Here is an 18101-nt window from a genome sequence, read left to right on the forward strand (position 1 = left end):
CCTCCCTCGTTCCCGCTAGCTACCCAAGGGTTGCGCCCACCTTCACGTGGCCCTTGAGCAGGTCGCGGGCGATCGTGCGGCGCTGGATCTCGTCGGTGCCCTCGAAGATGCGCAGCAGCCGGACGTCCCGGTAGAAGCGCTCGATGGGCAGCTCGCGGGTGTAACCCATGCCGCCGTGGATCTGCATGACGCGGTCGACGATCTCGTTGGCCTTCACGCCGCCGAACAGCTTGGCGATCGACTGGGCGTGCCGCGAGTCCTTGCCCTGGGAGACCTGCCAGGCGGCGTGCAGCACCAGCAGGCGCAGCGCCTCGATCTCGGTCTGGGAGTCGGCGATCATCCACTGGATGGCCTGCCGGTCCGCGATGGGCGCGCCGAAGGTCTCGCGGGTCTTGGAGTAGTCGACGGCCATGTCGAGCAGGCGCTCGCAACCGCCCAGCGCGCGGGCGGGCAGCAGGTAGCGGCCCTTGCCGATCCACTTCATGGCGAGGGCGAAGCCGTACCCCTCCTCGCCGAGGATGTTCTCGTGCGGGACGCGTACGTCCTGGAAGATCAGGGCGGCCGGGCGGCGCTCGCCCATGGTGTCGATGGGCTCGGAGGTCCAGCCCATGTCGCGGTCGACGAGGAAACAGGTCACCCCGCCGTTGGCGCCCTTCTCGGGGTCGGTGACCGCGAAGACCATGGCGAAGTCGGCCTCGTTGCCGCCGGTGATGAAGGTCTTCTCACCGTTGATCACCCACTCGTCGCCGTCGCGGACGGCCTTGGCGCGGATGGCCTTGGCGTCGGAGCCCGCGTTCGGCTCGGTGATGGCGAAGCAGGACTTGCGCTCGCCCTCGATGGTGGGCAGCAGGTAGCGGCGCTTCTGCTCCTCGTTGGCGTAGTAGAGGATGTTGTCGGCCTCACCGCCGAATTTGAAGGTGAGGAAGGTCCGGCCGAGCTCGATCTCGATGAGGGCCTCGCTGATCGCGTCCAGCCCCATGCCGCCGTACTCCTCCGGGGTGGCGACCCCCCAGAAGTCCGACTTGCGGGCCAGTGCGCGCAGCCGGTTGTTCTCCTCGCGGGTCAGACCGGGCGGGTGGCCCTCGCGCTCGCGGCGCAGCACCTCGTTCTCCAGCGGCATCAGCTCCCGCTCGACGAAGGTTCGCACCCAGCTCTGGACGGCGCGCTGCTCTTCGCTCAGTGAGAAATCGATCACGGCTGCTCCCAAGTAACCTAACGCTGTTCGGTTATTTGAGGGTACGTTGTGCCCCCTTGTCCGCGCAAGGGTGGAACCGAACGGTGTGAGGTGGCAGGTGGAACCACTGATCCCCCCGGGGAGCGGACCGTTCCGGCAGGTCCCGCGGGGTCCCGGGCCGCTTCCGGCCGGTCCTCGGCGGGAAGGCGGGCCGCGGTGGAGGGGTGCGCGGGCCGCGGTGGGGGCCGCCGAGCGGCAGAATACGGAGCACGCCGTGCGATGATCGGCGCGGATGCCGGACGGACCGGCCCGACGGCGCAGTGCAGAAGGAGAGCCTTTCCGTGGCCCGACCGAAGACACCGATGCTGAGCAAACCGGCGATCCGCGGGGCCGCGCTCACGCTCATCGACCGGGACGGGCTGGAGCAGCTGTCCATGCGCAAGCTCGCCCAGGAGCTGGCCGTCCAGGCCGCCTCGCTCTACAGTCACTACCGCACCAAGGAGGAGCTGCTCAGCGAGGTCGCCGAGGTGGTCACCACGCACATCGACGTGTCCGGTTTCGAGGGCGGCGACTGGCGCGGGGGCCTGGCCGGATGGGCCCGCTCCTACCGGAGGGCCCTGGCCGAACACCCGAACCTGCTCCCGGTGATCGCCGCCGGGCCCGGCCGCAGGGAGGAGGCGCTGCGTCGCGCCGACGCCGTGCACGGGGGGCTCGTGAGCGCGGGCTGGCCGCCCCGCTACGCCACGATGATCGGGGCCTCCACCAAGTACCTGGTGGTGGGTGCCGCGACCAACTCCTTCGCGCGCGGGTTCGACGACGACGTCCGGATCTACCAGGACCGGTACCCCAACCTGTCGCAGGCCCACCGGCTGCCCGAGGTCGCCGCGGAGATCGACGAGGACAGCTTCGAACTGGCGCTGACGGCCTTCCTCGACGGCCTGGTCCCCGTCTACGACCGGGTCCGGAGCTCGGTCGGGGACGGCGCCGGGCACTGAGCCACCGGTCGGGCCCGTCCGGGGCCGAGCCCCGGGTCAGGGAGCGGGGGCCATCGAGTCGATCCACGCGCAGAGCAGGTCGAGTCCGGCCTCACCGCGTCCCCGGTCGCCGGTGACGAGGTAGTCGGTCTCCAACCCGGAGAACGCCGAGTTCAGCAGGGTGGCCAGGCTGAGCGCCCGGTCCCCGGGGACCCCGCGCAGGGTCAGGCAGGAGGCGACGAACTCCGCGCGCCCGCGCACGAACCCCGCGCTGGCCGCGGGCAGGCGGCCCGAGGCGGCGAGCCCCTCGATCTCCCGGATGAGCCGGGTCATGGGCAGTTCCTCGCCGAGCCCCCGCCGCCAGGCGTCCCGGACGATGCCGCTGACCGGGACCGCCGGGTCCTCCCAGCCCTTCGTGGCGAGCAGTGCCCGGTGCTGGCGCTCGTCCAGGCGGGCCAGGACCGCGGAGAGCAGCTCCTCGCGGTCGGCGAAGTGGTGGGTCAACACGCGTGTGCTCTGGCCCAGGCCCTGGGCGAGGCCGCGCAGGGTGAATCCGGTGATCCCGGTGTGCGCGAGCTGTTCGATGACGGCGTCCAGAACCTCGCGGCGCCTTGCGGGGTCAGCTTTCCGGGCCATGTCTACCTCCTGGGCCAACTCTGGCACACGGATTCAGGTAACACTTGTTACCCTCATTTCATGCGCTGCCCTCCACTCTGGCTGTCCGCCCTCTCCCTGGCCGCCTTCACCGTGCAGACCGACGACTTCATCGTCGTCGGGGTCCTGCCCGCCATCGCCTCGGACACCGGGACCTCCGAGACTGCCGCGGGCCAACTGGTCACCGTCTACTCCCTGGTCTACGCCCTCGCCGCGCCGCTCTGGGCGGTCCTGCTCGCCGGGCTGCCGCTGCGGCGGGTCCTGCTGGCCGCCCTGGCCGTGTTCACCCCAGCCAACCTGGTGGTGCTGTGGGCCGACGACTACCCGGTGCTGATGGCGCTGAGGGCGCTCGCGGCGCTGGCCGCCGCCGTGGTGCTGCCCGCCGCGCTCGCCGAGGCGGCGGAACGGGCGCCCGAGGGGCGCAGGGGGCGGTACCTGGCCACGGTGATGACCGGCCTCACCGGTGCCGTCCTGCTGGGGGTACCGGTCGGGACGTGGGTCGGTGCCGCCTTGGGCTGGCGGGCCGCGTTCGTGTTCTGCGGGCTGCTCGGCGCGCTCGCCCTGGTCCTGGTGGCACGGTCGCTACCGGGCTCGGAGGCGCCACCGCGGCGGGGAACGGGTCCGGGCACGGCGACAGCGGTCCGCGCCGGACAGGCGGCGTCCCTGCGGCCGCTGCTCGACCGCGCCGTCACGGGTCTGCTGGCGGCCACCGTCCTGGTGGTCGCGGGCAACCTGGCCTTTCAGACCTATCTGGCGCCCTTCCTCGCCGGGCTGTCCGGAACGGGCCCCCGCCAACTGGCCGTGCTGCTGATCGCTGCCGGGATCGGTGGTGTGGTCGGGACCCGGTACGTGGGAAGGATGGTGGACCGGGTCGGCGCGCGCAGGGCGTTCGGGCTGGCCTGTACCGCCTTCTGCCTGACCATGGCCGCCTTCGCGCTCCTGTGGGTGTTCGCCCCGGTCCCGGCCGGGGTGGCCGCGGTACTGCTGGTGTGCTGGTCCACGGCGGCCTGGGCGGTGCCGACCGCGGTGCAGGCGCTCACCCTGGCCCGGGCGGGGCAACGGGGCGCGACCCCGGTGATGGCGGTGCTCAGCAGCGCGGTGTACGCGGGTGCCGCCCTCGGCGGGTCGGTCGGCGGGGCCGCCGTGGCCGTCGGCGCAGGGGCGGTGCCGGTGGCCGCGGCCCTGACCGCCGCGTCCGGCATGGCCCTGGCGCTGCTGGTCACCAGGCGTCGACGTAGCGGCCGGACCGCTCACCGGGACCGTCCGTCGCCGGGGCCCCGGCCAGGGCCGCGGTGACCCGGGCCCGGGTCTGGGCGGGGTCGATCACGTCGTCCAGCTCGAACACCGAGGCCGCGCTGGTCGCCCTGCCGCGCTCGTAGGCCGCGGCGAGCAGGGCGTCGAAGGCGGCCTCCCGCTCCCGGGGGTCCTCGACGGCCGCCAGCTCCTTGCGGAACCCCAACCGGACCGCTCCCTCCAACCCCATCGGGCCGAGCTCCCCGCTGGGCCAGGCCAGGCTGGCGACGGGGGCGCGCAGGTGGCCGCCGGCCATGGCCTGGGCGCCCAGGCCGTAGGCCTTGCGCAGCACCACGGTCACCATCGGAACGCGCAGTTGGGAACCGATCAGGAACAACCGGGAGAAGTGCCGGACGGTGGCGGTGCGTTCGGCGTCCGGGCCGACCATGAACCCCGGGGTGTCGCACAAGGAGAGCACGGCGAGCCCGTGGGCGTCGCACAGCTGCAGGAACCGGGCGGCCTTGTCCGCGCCCTCGGCGTCGATGGCGCCGCCCAGATGGCCCGGGTCGTTGGCGATCAGGCCCATCGGCCGCCCCTCGATCCGCACCAGGGCGGTGACCACACCCGGCCCGAAGCGGCGGCGCAGCTCCAGCACGGAGCCGGTGTCGGCCAGGGTGTGGACCGCGCGGCGGACGTCGTAGGCGCGCAGCCGGTTCTCCGGGACGACGTGGCGCAGCAGCCGCTGGTCGGCGGTCTCCCAGCCGCCGACGGGGCCCTGGAAGTAGGACAGGTAGTCGCGGGCCGCGCGCACGGCCGCCGCATCGTCCTCCACGAGCAGGTCGATCACCCCGTTGGGCTCCTGGACCCCGACCGGGCCGACCTCCTCGGGGCGGTGGACGCCCAGCCCGCCGCCCTCGATCATCGCCGGCCCGCCCATGCCGATCGTGGCATCGCGGGTGGCGATGACCACGTCGCAGCAGCCCAGCAGGGCGGCGTTGCCCGCGAAGCAGCGGCCCGAGGCCACCCCCACGGTGGGGACCCGGCCGCTGAGGCGGCCCATGGCGGAGAACGTGGTGACGCCCAGGGCGGACGCGGTGTTGGGATCGATGTCCCCGGGACGGCCGCCGCCGCCCTCCGCGAAGAGCACGACCGGGAGCCGGCGCCGGTGGGCGAGCTCCAGCATGCGGTCGGTCTTGCGGTGGTTGATCACGCCCTGGGTCCCGGCCATGACGGTGTAGTCGTACGACATGACCACGCAGTCGGTGCCGTAGTCCGGTCCGTCCGCGGACCGGGCGCCGCGCTGCGCACCGGTTCCGGCCCCCGTCCCGTCGCCGTACCGGTCGGCGTTGACCCGGCCGATCCCGGTGACCATGCCGTCGGCGGGGGTGTTGGCGGCCAGGTCCTCGTCGGAGCGGCGGCCGCGCTGTGCGGCGACGGCCAGCGCACCGTACTCGGTGAATCCGCCGTCCCCGCACAGGTCGGCGATGTTCTCCCGGGCGGTGCGCCGGCCCAGGCGGTGCCGTTTGACCACCGCCTCGGGGCGGCGCTCGTCGGTGCCCATCGCGTGGCGTTCGAGCACCTCGGCCAGGTCGGGGCGGATGCGGTCGGGGTCGACGCCGTCCTCGGCCGGCCCCGCCTCCTCCTCGGCGCCGTCCGGGGCGAACCCGAGCAGGTCCTCGCCCTCGCCGACGGCGGCCCCGACCACGGCTCGGACCTCGCCGACCGTCCCGGAGGCGGGCGCGGCCAGCACGTGCTCCAGCTTCATCGCCTGGAGCACCACCAGGGGAGCCCCGGCCCGGACCCGGTCGCCGGGTTCGGCCTCGACCGAGACGACCGTCGCGGCGAAGGGCGCGGTGAGGCCGGTGGCGGAGCCCCCGTTCGGTGTTTCGGCGGTGGCGGTCCCGGCCGCGGCGATGAGTTCGGCGAGGTGCTCGCCGACGAAGGCGGTGGTGGCGGTTCCGGAACGGAAAACGGGGTGGCGCAGCACCGCCCGCAGGAAGGCGATGTCGGTGTCGGCCCCGGCCACGGTGAACTCGGCCAGGGCCCGCTCGGCCCGGTCGGCGGCGGCGGTCAGCCCGCCGCGCGGGGCGTGCGCGACCACCTTCGCCAGCAACGGGTCGAAGCCGTCCCCGGCGGTGTGCCCGACCGCTCCGTGGGTGTCCACCCGTACACCCGGTCCGGTGGGCGGGGCGAAGGCGGTCAGCGTCCCGGAGGAGGGGAGCGCCGCCCCGTCCGCGCCGGTGGTCTCCAGGTTGACCCGGGCCTGGACGGCGTAGCCGCGCGGGGCGGGGACGTCCTCCTGCCCGAGGCCCTGTTCGGCCAGGGTGCGGCCCAGCGCCACCTCGATCTGGGCGGTGACCAGGTCGACCCCGGTGACCTCCTCGGTGACGGTGTGCTCGACCTGCAGGCGCGGGTTGGCCTCGACGAAGTGGAAGGCGGGGGCGCCTGAGTCCTCGGCGGCCCCGGGAGCCCCGACGAGGAACTCGAAGGTGCCCAGGCCGGAGTAGGAGACCTCGCGGGCGAGGGTGAGGGCGGCGTCGAGCAGCCGTCGGCGGAGTTCTTCGGGCAGGCCCGGGGCGGGGGCGGTCTCGACCAGTTTCTGGTGGCGGCGCTGGATGCTGCACTCGCGCTCCCACAGGTGGGTCACGGCACCGGTGCCGTCCCCGAGCACCTGGACCTCGACGTGCCGGGCGCGTCGCAGCAGCCGTTCCACGTAGAGGTCGCCGTGCCCGAGGGCGTGTTCGGCCTCCGAACGGCAGCGCTCGTAGGCGAAGGCCAGGTCCGCCGGGTCGGCGACCGCGCGGATACCGCGCCCGCCGCCGCCCGCCAGGGCCTTGACCATCACCGCCCCGCCGGGGCCGAGCCGTCTCAGGAAGGCCTCGGCCTCCTCCAGGGAGGTCGCGCCGAAGGTGCCGGGCAGGACGGGGACCCCGAGGCTCTCGGCCAGGGCCCGCGCGCGTGCCTTGTCGCCGAACAGGGAGAGCGTCTCGGGGGAGGGGCCCACGAAGGCCAGGCCGGAGGCGGCGCACAGTTCGGCGAAGCCGGCGTTCTCGCTGAGGAAGCCGTAGCCCGGATGGACGAGTCGGCAACCCGTCTCGCGGGCCACGGCGACCAGCCGTTCGCCGTCCAGGTAGGCGGAGGGGCCCGCGGCGCCGAGCGGGCGGGCCTGGTCGGCGAGACGGACGTGGGCGGCCCCGGAGTCCTCCGCCGCGTACACGGCGACGGTGCCGATCCCCAGGGAGGCTGCGGCCCGGAGCACGCGCACGGCGATCTCACCCCGGTTGGCGACGAGCAGGCGGGTGGGTTCGGACACGGGGGGTCCCCTTCCTCGGCCGGTGGGCGAACCGAGTCTGCACCCCCGTTGACATTGATGTCAACGATTGTGGTTCTGGGATACTCGCCCCCATGGAGAAGAAGGAGTGGGCGACCCGCGCCAAGTACGACCGAGCCGACAGCGCCACCCGCGCGGCCCTGCTCACGGCGGCGCGGAGGGTGTTCGAACGCAACGGCTACGCGCGCACGACCGTCGCGGGGATCACCGCCGGGGCCGGGGTCGGCCGGGCCACCTTCTACGTGTACTTCGCCTCCAAGGAGGAGGTGTTCGCGGTTCTGGCCGAGGGGGTGCGGGACCGGTTCCTGGCCAGCCAGGAACTCGACGGGATCGACGCCGACGACCCGTACGCGGTGGTCCGGGCGACCGTCACCGCCTTCCTGGACGCCTACACGGAGAACCTCGCGTTCGTCACCGTGCTCCAGCACCAGTCGCTGTCCGACCCGGCGATGGGGGAGCTGTGGGAGGAGATCCACGGCCTGCCCCGCCGCCGCTCCGCCCGCTACACCCGGCGCCTGGTGGAGCGGGGGGCGGCGGACCCGGCGGCCTCCCCGGAGGCGGTCGCCCGGGCGGCCGGAGGCATGGTCGCGGCCTTCGCCGGCGGCCTCGCCTCCTCCCCGGGCGACCGCGACCGGGCCGCCCGGGAACTGACCGCGATGTACCTCCGCCTGCTGGGGCTCCCGGAGGAGTGACGGAGCCGGGCAGGGGCGCCCCGGGCGGGCTCAGCCGCGGGCGAAGTCCTCGCCGGTCAGCTCGGCCGACCAGGCCCACAGCCGTTCGGCCTGTTCGGGGTCGGTGGCGTGGGCGGCGACCCCTCGCTCGCCCCGCTCCGGGTCCGCCCGCTCCGGGAGTTCGGCGATGTCGGCGTTCTCGCAGTACAGGCCGCCCATCCCCGCTAGCCGGGCGGAGGTGGCCGCCCACACCTGGGTGGCTGCGCCCTGTTCGGGGGTCTTGAAGGTCGGGTTGACCGTGTTGCCCTGCTCGTCGATCCACCCGCGTTCGACCATCTCCCCGGTGGTCATGTGCCGCTGCAACCGGGTGAGGATCGCGCCGGGGTGCAGGGAGAAGGCCCGGACCCCGTGGCCGCTGCCGAGCCGGTCCAGGTGCACGGCGAAGAGGACGTTCGCGGTCTTGGCCTGGGCGTAGGCCGTCCAGCGGTCGTAGCCCCGCGCGAACCACGGGTCGTCCCAGCGGACACCGGAGGCGTGGTGTCCGGAGGAGGCAACCGAGACCACCCGCCCGCCGCCGTTCGCGATCCTCGGCCACAACCGGTTGACCAGTGCGAAGTGCCCCAGGTGGTTGACGGCGAACTGGGCCTCCCAGCCGGGGCCGACCACGGTGTGCGGGCAGCCCATGATCCCCGCGCTGTTGACCACCAGGTCGATCCGCTCGTGCGGGAAGGCGTCCGCGAACGCGCGAACGCTCCGCAGGTCGGCCAGGTCCAGCTCGCCGACCTCCGTGCCCGGGATCCGCGCGAGAGCCTCCTCCGCCTGGCCGGGCCTGCGTGCCGGGACGACCACGCGGGCGCCCGCCCCCGCGAGGGCCCGTGTGGTCTCCAGTCCGATCCCCGAGTGGCCCCCGGTCACCAGGGCGACCTTCCCGGTCAGGTCGATGCCGTCGAGGACCTCGGCCGCGGTGCTGCGCATACCGTGGCCGGAGCCGATTCTGCTCTGTTGTGTGCTCATGCGGCTCACGCTAGGAGCTGGAGCGCGCTCCAGGTCAAGGACCGTGCCCCGGATCCGGGACGTCCCCCGGGGCCCGCGGAGGCGGCACGCGTACCCCCGGTGGCATGCGCGGGAGGGCGACCCGACATGCGGGGAAGGACATCCCGGCGCTGCGCGTTTCCCGGAGCGGGGGGAACGTAGCATCTGCTTCGACACGGTGTTCGACGAGGAGAAGACGGTACTCATGGCTGAGAAGCGCGTGGTCTGGGCGAAGAAACTGCCGCAGGTCTACAAGAAGCTCGACGAGGTCGACCTGGTGATCGCCGAGCACCTGGATGTCCGGCTGCTGGAACTGGTCAAACTCCGCTCCTCCGTGCTCAACGGCTGCGCGTTCTGCGTGGACCTGCACACCCGGAAGGCCCTCGGCGAGGGCGAGTCCCAGCAGCGCCTCTTCCTCGTGTCCACCTGGTACGAGGCCGGGGACCGTTTCACCGAACGGGAGCGCGCCGCCCTCGCCCTGACCGACGAGATGACCGAGCTGGGCGGCCACGGCGTGTCCGACGAGGTCTACGAAGAGGCCGCCGAGCACTTCGACGAGACGGAGCTCGCCGCGCTGATGTCCGCCATCGCCATGATCAACCTCTACAACCGGCTCGCCGTCACCAGCCGGTTGCATCCCAGGGAGCACTGACCGGCCCTCGGCCGTCCGGGGCCGACGGACGTTCCGGGACGGGGCGCGCACGAAGGCCGCCCCGCCCCGGAACCGCGGGACGGGGCGGCAGCGGCGCTCGGCCGCGCCGGGTCAGCCGGTGTGCTGCTGACGCTGGCCCGGCCCCTGCTCCTGGCCCTGTTCGGGGGAGCGGGCGGGGTGGGGCGTCGAAGCGGGACGTTCGTGGGCGGCCCGGTATCCGGCGCGGTAGCCGGACTCGCGGGAGTCCTCGGACGCCTCGCCCTCCTCGCCGCGGATCGCGGCGGGCCAGCCGGCGGTCAGGCCGTAGACGACCAGGAGGTCGACGGCGATGACCACCACCGACCACAACGGCATGGCGACCAGGAAGGCCAGTTGGGCGATGGCGTTCAGGGAGGCCAGGACGATGCCGAAGGCCCGGGCCCAGGTGCTGCCGGAGAGGACCGCCAGACCCGCCACGACCAGTACCGCACCCCACAGGCCGAGCAGGAGGCCCCAGGCCTCGTACTCCAGGACCAGCATCTGTGACTCGGCGGCCACGTAGAAGCCCGGGGTGAAGAACGCCGCCAAGCCCTGGATGATGTTGATCGCGCCGGTGACGATGAGCAGCGTCGAGACGAAGTACTGCCAACCGTTGGCCTGTGTCCGCATAGGTGCTCCTTTGCCGGTCGATCCGCGGGCCGGACGGTCCGCCGGAGCCGACCCCTCGGGTGTGACGAGGAGGCGGTTCGTACGCCGCACCTTCATCATCAGCCACGCGGTGTAAGGGGGAGGGAACCGGTTCGCCCGGATCCGGCAAAGCCCGGGTGCGCCTTTGCGGCCCGCTCCCGGGGAGGCGGGGAGGGGCGTGGCGTCCGGCGGAGCGGGGGCGTGTCCGCGGACGGCGGGGCCTGGTTCCGGTCCGGACCCGCGGTCTTTTATTTGCTTTTACGTAACAACGTATAATCCTGTACCGTGGGGCCGTGCCAGAACGAACCACGCAGGAACGCCTCGCCGAGCTGGAGGCCCGGGTCGCCGAACTGGAGCAGCGGGGCCGGGCGCGGGGGGCCCAGCGCGCCGATCCGGACTACGCGGAGCGCTTCTTCGCCTTGGAGGCGCTCAGGGAACGTGCTCCCGAAGAGGGAGCCGTGGTCTTCGCGGGCGTCGTGCCGGTCGGGGGGCAGCCGGTCGAGTGGCAGAGCGGAATCCCGGTCGACCGGCTCGAAGGCCTCGACTGGTCCCAGTTGGCGGGCGGTCTCGACGCCCTGGGAAACCCCGTTCGGCTCAGCCTCCTCCACGCCGTCTGGTCCGGAGTCGGCACCGTCGCCGAACTCAAGGAACGCGCGGAGTTCGGCACCAGCGGCCAGATCTACCACCACGTCAACCTGTTGGCCGCGGCGGGCTGGCTCACCACCCGCAGGCGGGGCCACTACGTCATCCCACCGGAACGGCTGGTCCCCCTCATGGTGATCCTCGCCGCGGCCAGGGGCTGATCCCTTCCGGTCCCTTCCGGGGAAACCCCCGTCCCCGCACCCGTTCCCCGCACTGTTCACCGTGAAGGCGTTTCGGCCTCCTGGAGCCCACGCATCCTCTCTTTATTGACAAAAGAGAAAAACCGGTCATCTCCCTTTTGTTGCTGTTCCGTGTGGTGCCGATAATTTTTTCTGTGCTGGCTGTCGGGCCTGATCGGCGGAAAGTCCACGTTCCTTCCGGCGGTGGACTAACGTGAAATCCACCCCCCGGAAGAACTCGGTTCCGGGGCGGTGGGACCCCTGCTCTTATTACGGGCCCGTGGAACGAAAAAGACTCCGCCAGCCGCACGAACGCCGTGAGGAATCCATTCATGGCAGTACACCTGTCCGACCGGAAACGCCCCCTTCCGCGCCCCGGCCAACAGGCACTCGTCGCTCTCCTGGCCGCATCCGCACTGACCGCCCCGGCCTGGTCCTGGGCGGTGTTCGAGAGCCCGGCGCCGACCCGCACCCTCATCGCCCTGGTCGGCGGCGCGGTCGGGGTCCTGCTGTGCGCGGCCGTGGCCACCGCGGCCCACCAGGCGGCGGCCGCACGCATCGCCCGAGCCCACAGCACCAGGGTCAGCGGTGGCGCGCGGATTCTGGAGGAGGAGGCGGCTTGGGTCGTCGACGCGCTCCTGCCCGCCGTCTCCCAGGCCGCCCGGGAGGGGCGCTCGGCCCAGAGCGTGCTCGCCCGGCACCCCCGCCCCGGCCACCCCACGATCGACCGGCTCGCCCACGCCGTCACCACCCAGGTCGCCAGCGCCGAACACCGCTCCGCCCAGGACCGGGACGCCCGCGCGGAGATCGAGGACGAGGTCGCCGACCTGGCCGACTCCGTCCTGCCGCTGATCGTCCACCGGGTCCACGAGGACCGCACCACAGCCGCCGAGACCCTCGCCCAGGAGTTCCAGGACGTCCACGAACCCGTCGCGAGGCTGCGCCGCCGCGTGCTGGACGAGATCCTGGCCGCCGAACGCCGTTCCGCCACGGCGCTGGTCTCGGCCGCCAACTCCGGTGCGCGCATCCAGGCCCACCTCACCACCCTGCTCGCCCAGCTCCGTGACCTGGAGGACCGTTACGGCGACCGAGCCGACATCTTCTCCGACCTCCTGAGGGTCGATCACAACGTCTCCCGCACCGGCCGCCTCGCGGACGCGTTCGTGGTCCTGGCCCAGGGACGCTCCGGGCGCCGCTGGACCCGGCCCATCGTGATGGAGAGCATCCTCCGCGGGGCCATGGGCCGCATCACCGCCTACCGGCGGGTCCGCCTGCACTACACCAGCAGGGTCGCGGTGGTCGGTTACGCGGCGGAGGGTGTCATGCAGGCACTCGCCGAACTCATGGACAACGCCGCCAACTTCTCCGCGCACGGTACCGACGTCCACGTCTACGTCCAGGAGGAGGACACCGGGGTCACCGTCACCGTCGAGGACAGCGGGATGGGGATGCGCCAACGCGAACGCCGCGTCGCCGAGAACCTCATCGCCGAGCCCCGGACCCTGGCCACCCTCCCCGGTATTCGGACCGGGCTGGCGGTCGTGGGCTGCCTGGCGGACAAGTACGGCCTGAAGGTGAGTTTCCGGCCCTCGGCCAGGGGCGGCGTCGGGGTGGTCGTCCTCATTCCGCCCAACCTCATCACCGAACCCCGTGCCCGGGTGCGGCGACCGCGTGCGGCCACCGCCGGTACCCCCGTGGTCAGCGTCCCCGGGGCCGACGCCCCCGGGGCCGGTACGCCGCCAGCCGCAGTGCCCCCGGCAGGCACTCCCGCCGCCGGGATTCCAGTGGCAGGGACGCCGGCAGCCGGGACGCCGGCCGGTCCGCCGCCCCCGGCAGGGGGCGCCGCGGACCGCCCGCCCCTGCCCCGGCGCGACGCCCGCTCCGGTCCCGCGGGCCCGGAACCGTCCCACACCGGCCCCGGACAGCCGACCGGGCCCGTCAACCTGCCCCGGCGCCAACGCGGCCACACCCTGGCCGAAGCGGTCCGGGAGAACCCCGAGCAGCTCCTGCCCACCGCGCGCAGGCACCTCGACCCCCAGGCGCGCAACGGGATCCCCACCCGGTTCGCCGCCTTCCGGGACGCCGGTGCCCCGCCCGAGGAGAACGGCCGGGACAACACCCGGGAGGGCGGCCGATGAACACGGTCCCCGCCGCGTACCAACCGAAACCGACCGAAGAGGAACGGAGGGAGGGGCACCGGGCCGTACCGGGTCCGGACCACCGCCCCAAGAACCCGATGACGACCACGGATGCCAGCCTCAACTGGCTGCTGGAGAACCTGAGGCACCGGACACCGGGCATCCGACACGTCCTGGTGCTGTCCAGGGACGGGCTCAGGATGTGCCACAGCCGGGAACTGGACACGGACCGGGCCGACCAGCTCGCCGCGATCTGCGCCGGGATCCAGAGCCTGTCCCTCAGCGCCTCCGCCGAGTTCGGCGACGCGACCGGTGCGGGCCAGGCCATGCTGGAGTACGGCGGCGGGCTCCTGCTCGTCGTCGGCGCCGGCGAGGGCGCCCACCTGGCCGTCGTCGCCGGTTACGAGGCGGACGTCGGCGCGGTCGCCCGCCACATGAACGAACTCGTCGAACGGATCGCCGTCCACCTGCCGGCCGAACCCCGCCGCAGGCCCCACGAGGCGGCCTCGCCCCGATGAACACGGACCATCTCGACAGTGAGGCACCGGACCGGCTGTACACGGTCACCGGAGGGCGCGGCGACCCCGCAGACCCCGGCGTCCCCGCCCTCGACTCCGTCACCCTCCTCGTGGCCGAGTCCGAACCCGCGCCGCACATGCAGTCCGAGCACGCCGACATCCTCCGGTTGTGCACACGTCCCACCGCCGTGGTCGAGATCTCCGCCGAACTCGGGCTCCCGGTGAGCGTCGTGCGGATCCTCCTCGTCGACCTGTTGGACACCGGGGCGGTGGTGGCCCGGCACCCCGTCCCCTCCACCCCGCAGGAGGGGCCGCGGCACGACCCCGACACCCTGAAGCAGGTGCTCCTTGCCCTCCAACGCCTCTGAACGGACGACCGGGACGGCCACGGCAGCCGACCGGGGGACGACGGCCACGGGACGGCTGCCCCTCGCCAGCACGGCGAGCAACGCCCTCAAGATCGTCATCGTGGGCGGGTTCGGCGTGGGGAAGACGAGCATGGTCGGTGCGGTCAGTGAGATGCGCCCGCTGAGCACCGAGGAGATCATGACGCGGGCCAGCACCGGGGTCGACGACCTCAGCGCCGTCCGCGACAAACGCACCACCACGGCCGCGTTCGACTTCGGCCGGATCACGGTCGACGCCACCCGGGTCCTCTACCTCTTCGGCGCCCCCGGCCAGAAACGCTTCTGGTTCCTGTGGGAGCAGCTCTTCGTCGGCAGCCTCGGCGCGGTCGTCCTCGTCGACACCGACCGGGTGGAGGAGTCCTGGTACGCCATCGACCGCCTCGAACACCACCGGACGCCGTTCGTCGTCGCGGTCAACCGCTTCGGCCCGGGCCCGAGCCTGGCCGACGTGCGCACCGCCCTGGACCTGTCCGACGACGTCCCGCTGCTGGAGTGCGACGCGCGCCGCCGCGAGTCCAGCCGCGACGTCCTCATCGCTCTCGTCCACCACCTGGCCAGACACCGTCCGACCACGTCCGAGGCCGGGCACGCGTCCATTTCGGAGGGGTCGTCATGAACAACACCGCGGGAACACCGGGAACCGCCGTCCGCCCGCCGGGGCGGGGTCCGGCGCCCCTGTCACCCGATCACGAGAACGCCATGCGGTTCTACGGGCCCGACATCGCCCGGGACCCGGTACCGCTGTACGAGGAGATGCGCAGACGCTTCGGCCCGGTCGCCCCCATCCTCCTCGACGGCGACATCCCCGCGTGGTTCGTCCTCGGCTACCGGGAGCTGCACCACGTCACCGGCAGGCCCGAGTGGTTCGCCAGGGACTGCCGCCGCTGGAACCTGTGGGACCACGTCCACGACAGCTGGCCCCTCCTGCCGTACGTGATGTGGACCCCGTCGGTGATGTTCACCGAGGGCGCCGAACACCAGCGCAGGGCCGGGGCGATCGGTGACGCCCTCGACGCCACGGACCGCGCCGACCTGCACGCTCTGTGCCGTCAGATCTCCGACCGGCTCATCGACCAGTTCGCCGGTGACGGTGAGGCCGACCTGGTCAGCCAGTACGCCCACCGGATCCCGGCAGCGGTGGTCGCCCGGTTGTACGGCCTCCCCGAACCGGAGGTCCCCGGAACGGTCCGGGACATCCTCCTCTCCCTGGACGTCACGGCCGACGCCACCCGGGCCCACCAGCGGGTACAGGAGCGGATGCGGCGGATCGTCGGCGAGCGTCGGGCCCACCCGCGCGACGACGTCCCCTCCCGGCTGCTCCTGCACCCGGCGGGGCTCACCGACGAGGAGGTGGTCATCGACCTGCTCGTGATCATGTCGGCGGCCCAGGCGCCCACGGGGAACTGGATCGGCAACACACTGCGGCTCATGCTGCTCGACGACGACTTCTCCCTGACCCTCCAGGGCGGGCGCAGCAGCGCGGGCGAGGCGCTCAACGAGGTGCTGTGGAAGAACACCCCCACCCAGAACTTCATCGGCCGCTGGGCGGTGCAGACCTGTGAGCTGGGCGGGCGCCGGATCAACCGGGGCGACCTGTTGGTGCTGGGACTGGCCGCGGCCAACTGCGACCCCCGGCTCAACACCGGGGACCTGGGTATCCACGGAACCAACCGGGCGCAGATGTCGTTCGGGCACGGGGAACACGGCTGCCCGTTCCCCGCGCCCGAAGCGGCGGAGGTGATCGCCCGCACCGCGGTGGAGACCCTGCTGGACCGGCTGCCGGACGTGCGGATGGCCGTGCGTCCCGAGCAACTGCGCTGGCGGCCCTCGGTGTGGATGCGCGGTCTGTTCGAACTGCCCGCGAGGTTCAGCCCGATCACCGGCTGAGGACCCTGCCCCGCGCGTCGTGCCCCCGCCAGCGGCCAGGCGCCCTCAGCGGGTGGGACGGGGGCGGGGCACCGGTGAGAACTCCAGCGGGAGTTCGCGCAGGCCCCGGGTGAACAGGCCCTGCTCGACCAGTTCGGCTCCCTTGGCCAGCCGCACGTCCGGCATGGCGTCGAGCAGGTCGTTCACCCCCACCCGGACCTCGGCCTCGGCCAACAGGGCGCCCACGCAGAAGTGCCGGCCCAGGGCGAAGGAGAGGTGTTCGGCCGCGGCGGAGAATGAGGTGGCCTCCGCCAGTTCCGTGCGGAACAGGTCGAAGGTGTCGGGGGCTGCGAAGCGGTCGGGGTCCCGGTTGGCCGCCCCGATCAGGCAGGTGACGGTGGCCCCCGCGGGTACCGTGCCGCCGCCGATCCGTACGTCCCGCACGGCCTGGCGCATGATCATCTGCACGGGCGGGGTGAACCGCAGCGACTCGGCGAAGGCGCGGGGGATCAGGGAACGGTCCTCGCGCACGGCCGCGAGCTGGTCGGGGGACGCGATCAGGTTGGCGAACAGGCTGGCCAGGGCCTTGTCCGTGGTCTCCCCGCCGGCTGCCAGCAGGAGGCTGCAGAAGGCCTTGACCTCCTCGTCGGACATCCGGGCGCCGTCCACCTCGGCCAGGCAGAGCCGGGAGAGCAGGTCGTCGCCGGGGTTCTCCCGGCGTTCGGCGATGATCGGGAGCATGTACTCCGCGAACTCCTCCCGGGTCCGCAGCCCGGCCTCGGCCACCCCGGGGTCCTGGGAGAGGTTGCCGAGGAAGGCGATGATCGAGGTGTACCAGTCGTGGAAGCGGTCGTGGTCGGCCTGGTCCAGACCGAGCATGTCCACGATGACGTTGATCGGGAACCTGGTCGCGTACTGGGAGACGAGGTCGACGCGGCCGGCGGCGCGGAAGCCGTCGATGAGCGCGCGGCTGTTGCGCTCGATCACCGGGAGGAACCGCTCGCGCAGGTCCCGGCCGCGGAAGGCGGGCACGACCAGGGCCCGGCGCACCGAGTGCTCGCGCCCGTCGAGCTGGAGGATGGTCCGCCCGTGGACCGGTTCCAGCTGCCAGCCGTAGTTGTCCGTGCAGAAGTCTCCCTCCCGGTCCTGGAAGACGCGCCGCACGTCGTCGTAACGGGAGAGGACGTAGCTGGAGGTGGGCTCGTGCCACAGGAGCGGGGAGCGCTCGCGCAGCAGGGAGTAGGCGGGGTAGGGGTCGGCGAGGAACTCGGGGGAGAGCAGGTCCGGGATGCCGTGGGCGGTGGTCACACGATCACGCTCCAGGTCACGGGGTGGCAGGGGGAGGCGTCCGCGGTGGGCGGGTGCCCGGTCACAGTCCATCCCTGCCCCCGATGCCCGCGCCGTGAACCCGGTGCCCGGGCGAAAAGGGCGCCGGGCCCGCGTCCTCCGCTGCCCGCGGCTCCGCGCCCGGACACCACGACCGTCCCGGTCGGGGGCCGTCACGGCTCCCGACCTCAGCGGACGAGTTCCCGCCAGTCGGCCGGAACCCGGTCGGCGGGAGCGGGCACCGGCTGGTCCCGCGGGCGCGAGGTCGGCGCAGCCAGTTCCGGACCCCGGCCGACCTCGCGGGTACGGAAGTCGTAGAACCACTCCTCGCCCGGTTCGAAGCTCTGCACGATCGGGTGGCCGGTGGCCTCGAAGTGGCGGGTGCCGTGCCGGGCGGGTGAACTGTCGCAGCAGCCGACGTGCCCGCACTCCGCGCAGCGGCGCAGGTGCACCCACCACCCGTCGCCGGCGAGACACTCCTGGCAGCCGTCGCCGCTGGGCGGAACGGCCGGGTCGATCCCGTTGCTCATGGCGCCACGCTACCCGCCGCGGCGGGCAGGGAGGGTGAACCACGCCCGGGCCGCGCACCGGCGCCCGGGGTGCCGGGCCGAGCGGGGCGGCCGATAACCTCGTCGCCG

At 73.0% G+C, this 18101-nt stretch carries 17 protein-coding genes; 10 read left to right on the plus strand and 7 right to left on the minus strand.

What is annotated here, in order from left to right; all coding sequences use genetic code 11:
- Positions 1-19: 19 nt before the first annotated feature.
- Positions 20-1195 (minus strand): acyl-CoA dehydrogenase family protein, encoded by a 1176-nt coding sequence (locus AC0VYD_RS07855; RefSeq protein WP_475479260.1) that lies wholly within the window; start codon positions 1193-1195, stop codon positions 20-22.
- A gap of 320 nt (positions 1196-1515) precedes the next feature.
- Here AC0VYD_RS07855 and AC0VYD_RS07860 point away from each other — a divergent pair, with 320 nt between their 5' ends.
- Complete coding sequence (locus AC0VYD_RS07860; RefSeq protein WP_475479261.1) at positions 1516-2169, plus strand: TetR/AcrR family transcriptional regulator; 654 nt, start codon at positions 1516-1518, stop codon at positions 2167-2169.
- A gap of 36 nt (positions 2170-2205) precedes the next feature.
- Here the strand turns inward: AC0VYD_RS07860 and AC0VYD_RS07865 are convergent, their stop codons facing one another.
- Positions 2206-2784 (minus strand): TetR/AcrR family transcriptional regulator, encoded by a 579-nt coding sequence (locus AC0VYD_RS07865; RefSeq protein ID WP_475479262.1) that lies wholly within the window; start codon positions 2782-2784, stop codon positions 2206-2208.
- Positions 2785-2844: 60 nt separating this feature from the next.
- On the opposite strand from AC0VYD_RS07865, the gene AC0VYD_RS07870 reads away from it, so the two are divergent.
- Entirely contained in the window at positions 2845-4098 is a 1254-nt protein-coding gene (locus tag AC0VYD_RS07870; RefSeq protein ID WP_475479263.1) for an MFS transporter, read from the plus strand.
- Here AC0VYD_RS07870 and AC0VYD_RS07875 read toward each other — a convergent pair.
- Complete coding sequence (locus tag AC0VYD_RS07875; RefSeq protein ID WP_475479264.1) at positions 4022-7348, minus strand: carboxyl transferase domain-containing protein; 3327 nt, start codon at positions 7346-7348, stop codon at positions 4022-4024. The genes AC0VYD_RS07870 and AC0VYD_RS07875 overlap by 77 nt on opposite strands.
- 92 nt (positions 7349-7440) lie before the next feature.
- Between AC0VYD_RS07875 and AC0VYD_RS07880 the strand changes: the two genes are divergently transcribed.
- Positions 7441-8058: a TetR/AcrR family transcriptional regulator gene (locus tag AC0VYD_RS07880; protein ID WP_475479265.1), complete on the plus strand. Its 618-nt coding sequence runs from the start codon at positions 7441-7443 to the stop codon at positions 8056-8058.
- A gap of 30 nt (positions 8059-8088) precedes the next feature.
- Here the strand turns inward: AC0VYD_RS07880 and AC0VYD_RS07885 are convergent, their stop codons facing one another.
- Positions 8089-9051 carry an SDR family NAD(P)-dependent oxidoreductase gene (locus tag AC0VYD_RS07885; protein WP_475479266.1) on the minus strand — a complete coding sequence of 321 codons (963 nt, stop codon included), beginning with the start codon at positions 9049-9051 and terminating at the stop codon, positions 8089-8091.
- A gap of 223 nt (positions 9052-9274) precedes the next feature.
- Between AC0VYD_RS07885 and AC0VYD_RS07890 the strand changes: the two genes are divergently transcribed.
- Complete coding sequence (locus tag AC0VYD_RS07890; RefSeq protein ID WP_452548502.1) at positions 9275-9721, plus strand: carboxymuconolactone decarboxylase family protein; 447 nt, start codon at positions 9275-9277, stop codon at positions 9719-9721.
- 111 nt (positions 9722-9832) lie between these two features.
- Here AC0VYD_RS07890 and AC0VYD_RS07895 read toward each other — a convergent pair whose 3' ends face one another.
- Positions 9833-10369 carry a DUF7144 family membrane protein gene (locus AC0VYD_RS07895; RefSeq protein WP_475479267.1) on the minus strand — a complete coding sequence of 179 codons (537 nt, stop codon included), beginning with the start codon at positions 10367-10369 and terminating at the stop codon, positions 9833-9835.
- A 311-nt stretch (positions 10370-10680) separates the two neighbouring features.
- Between AC0VYD_RS07895 and AC0VYD_RS07900 the strand changes: the two genes are divergently transcribed.
- The 6 genes from AC0VYD_RS07900 (at position 10681) to AC0VYD_RS07925 (ending at position 16158) form a co-directional block, all read left to right on the plus strand.
- On the plus strand, positions 10681-11190 hold the full coding sequence (locus AC0VYD_RS07900; RefSeq protein ID WP_475479268.1) for an ArsR/SmtB family transcription factor: 510 nt from the start codon (positions 10681-10683) through the stop codon (positions 11188-11190).
- Between the two features lie 350 nt (positions 11191-11540).
- Positions 11541-13346: an ATP-binding protein gene (locus AC0VYD_RS07905; protein ID WP_475479269.1), complete on the plus strand. Its 1806-nt coding sequence runs from the start codon at positions 11541-11543 to the stop codon at positions 13344-13346.
- Positions 13347-13444: 98 nt separating this feature from the next.
- Positions 13445-13864, plus strand: coding sequence for a roadblock/LC7 domain-containing protein (locus tag AC0VYD_RS07910; RefSeq protein ID WP_475479270.1), 420 nt, complete (start codon positions 13445-13447; stop codon positions 13862-13864).
- Positions 13861-14232, plus strand: a complete 372-nt coding sequence (locus AC0VYD_RS07915) for a DUF742 domain-containing protein (protein WP_475479271.1) — start codon at positions 13861-13863, stop codon at positions 14230-14232. The genes AC0VYD_RS07910 and AC0VYD_RS07915 overlap by 4 nt, the downstream gene beginning before the upstream one ends.
- Positions 14213-14887, plus strand: a complete 675-nt coding sequence (locus AC0VYD_RS07920) for a GTP-binding protein (RefSeq protein WP_475479272.1) — start codon at positions 14213-14215, stop codon at positions 14885-14887. Before AC0VYD_RS07915 ends, AC0VYD_RS07920 begins: the two co-directional genes overlap by 20 nt.
- On the plus strand, positions 14884-16158 hold the full coding sequence (locus AC0VYD_RS07925; protein ID WP_475479273.1) for a cytochrome P450: 1275 nt from the start codon (positions 14884-14886) through the stop codon (positions 16156-16158). The genes AC0VYD_RS07920 and AC0VYD_RS07925 overlap by 4 nt, the downstream gene beginning before the upstream one ends.
- Positions 16159-16203: 45 nt before the next feature.
- Here the strand turns inward: AC0VYD_RS07925 and AC0VYD_RS07930 are convergent, their stop codons facing one another.
- Together AC0VYD_RS07930 and AC0VYD_RS07935 are read right to left on the minus strand one after the other, a co-directional pair.
- Entirely contained in the window at positions 16204-17445 is a 1242-nt protein-coding gene (locus AC0VYD_RS07930) for a cytochrome P450 (protein ID WP_475479274.1), read from the minus strand.
- Between the two features lie 206 nt (positions 17446-17651).
- On the minus strand, positions 17652-17993 hold the full coding sequence (locus AC0VYD_RS07935; protein ID WP_475479275.1) for a UBP-type zinc finger domain-containing protein: 342 nt from the start codon (positions 17991-17993) through the stop codon (positions 17652-17654).
- Positions 17994-18101 lie beyond the last annotated feature (108 nt).

Source organism: Nocardiopsis sp. iso_40 (assembly GCF_056173285.1).

Bases quoted from the DNA above. Each gene is read 5' to 3' on its own strand.
- AC0VYD_RS07865 (WP_475479262.1), bottom strand. From the start codon at position 2,784: ATGGCCCGGAAAGCTGACCCCGCAAGGCGCCGCGAGGTTCTGGACGCC.
- AC0VYD_RS07870 (WP_475479263.1), top strand. From the start codon at position 2,845: ATGCGCTGCCCTCCACTCTGGCTGTCCGCCCTCTCCCTGGCCGCCTTC.
- AC0VYD_RS07880 (WP_475479265.1), top strand. From the start codon at position 7,441: ATGGAGAAGAAGGAGTGGGCGACCCGCGCCAAGTACGACCGAGCCGAC.
- AC0VYD_RS07885 (WP_475479266.1), bottom strand. From the start codon at position 9,051: ATGAGCACACAACAGAGCAGAATCGGCTCCGGCCACGGTATGCGCAGC.
- AC0VYD_RS07890 (WP_452548502.1), top strand. From the start codon at position 9,275: ATGGCTGAGAAGCGCGTGGTCTGGGCGAAGAAACTGCCGCAGGTCTAC.
- AC0VYD_RS07895 (WP_475479267.1), bottom strand. From the start codon at position 10,369: ATGCGGACACAGGCCAACGGTTGGCAGTACTTCGTCTCGACGCTGCTC.
- AC0VYD_RS07905 (WP_475479269.1), top strand. From the start codon at position 11,541: ATGGCAGTACACCTGTCCGACCGGAAACGCCCCCTTCCGCGCCCCGGC.
- AC0VYD_RS07910 (WP_475479270.1), top strand. From the start codon at position 13,445: ATGACGACCACGGATGCCAGCCTCAACTGGCTGCTGGAGAACCTGAGG.
- AC0VYD_RS07915 (WP_475479271.1), top strand. From the start codon at position 13,861: ATGAACACGGACCATCTCGACAGTGAGGCACCGGACCGGCTGTACACG.
- AC0VYD_RS07925 (WP_475479273.1), top strand. From the start codon at position 14,884: ATGAACAACACCGCGGGAACACCGGGAACCGCCGTCCGCCCGCCGGGG.
- AC0VYD_RS07935 (WP_475479275.1), bottom strand. From the start codon at position 17,993: ATGAGCAACGGGATCGACCCGGCCGTTCCGCCCAGCGGCGACGGCTGC.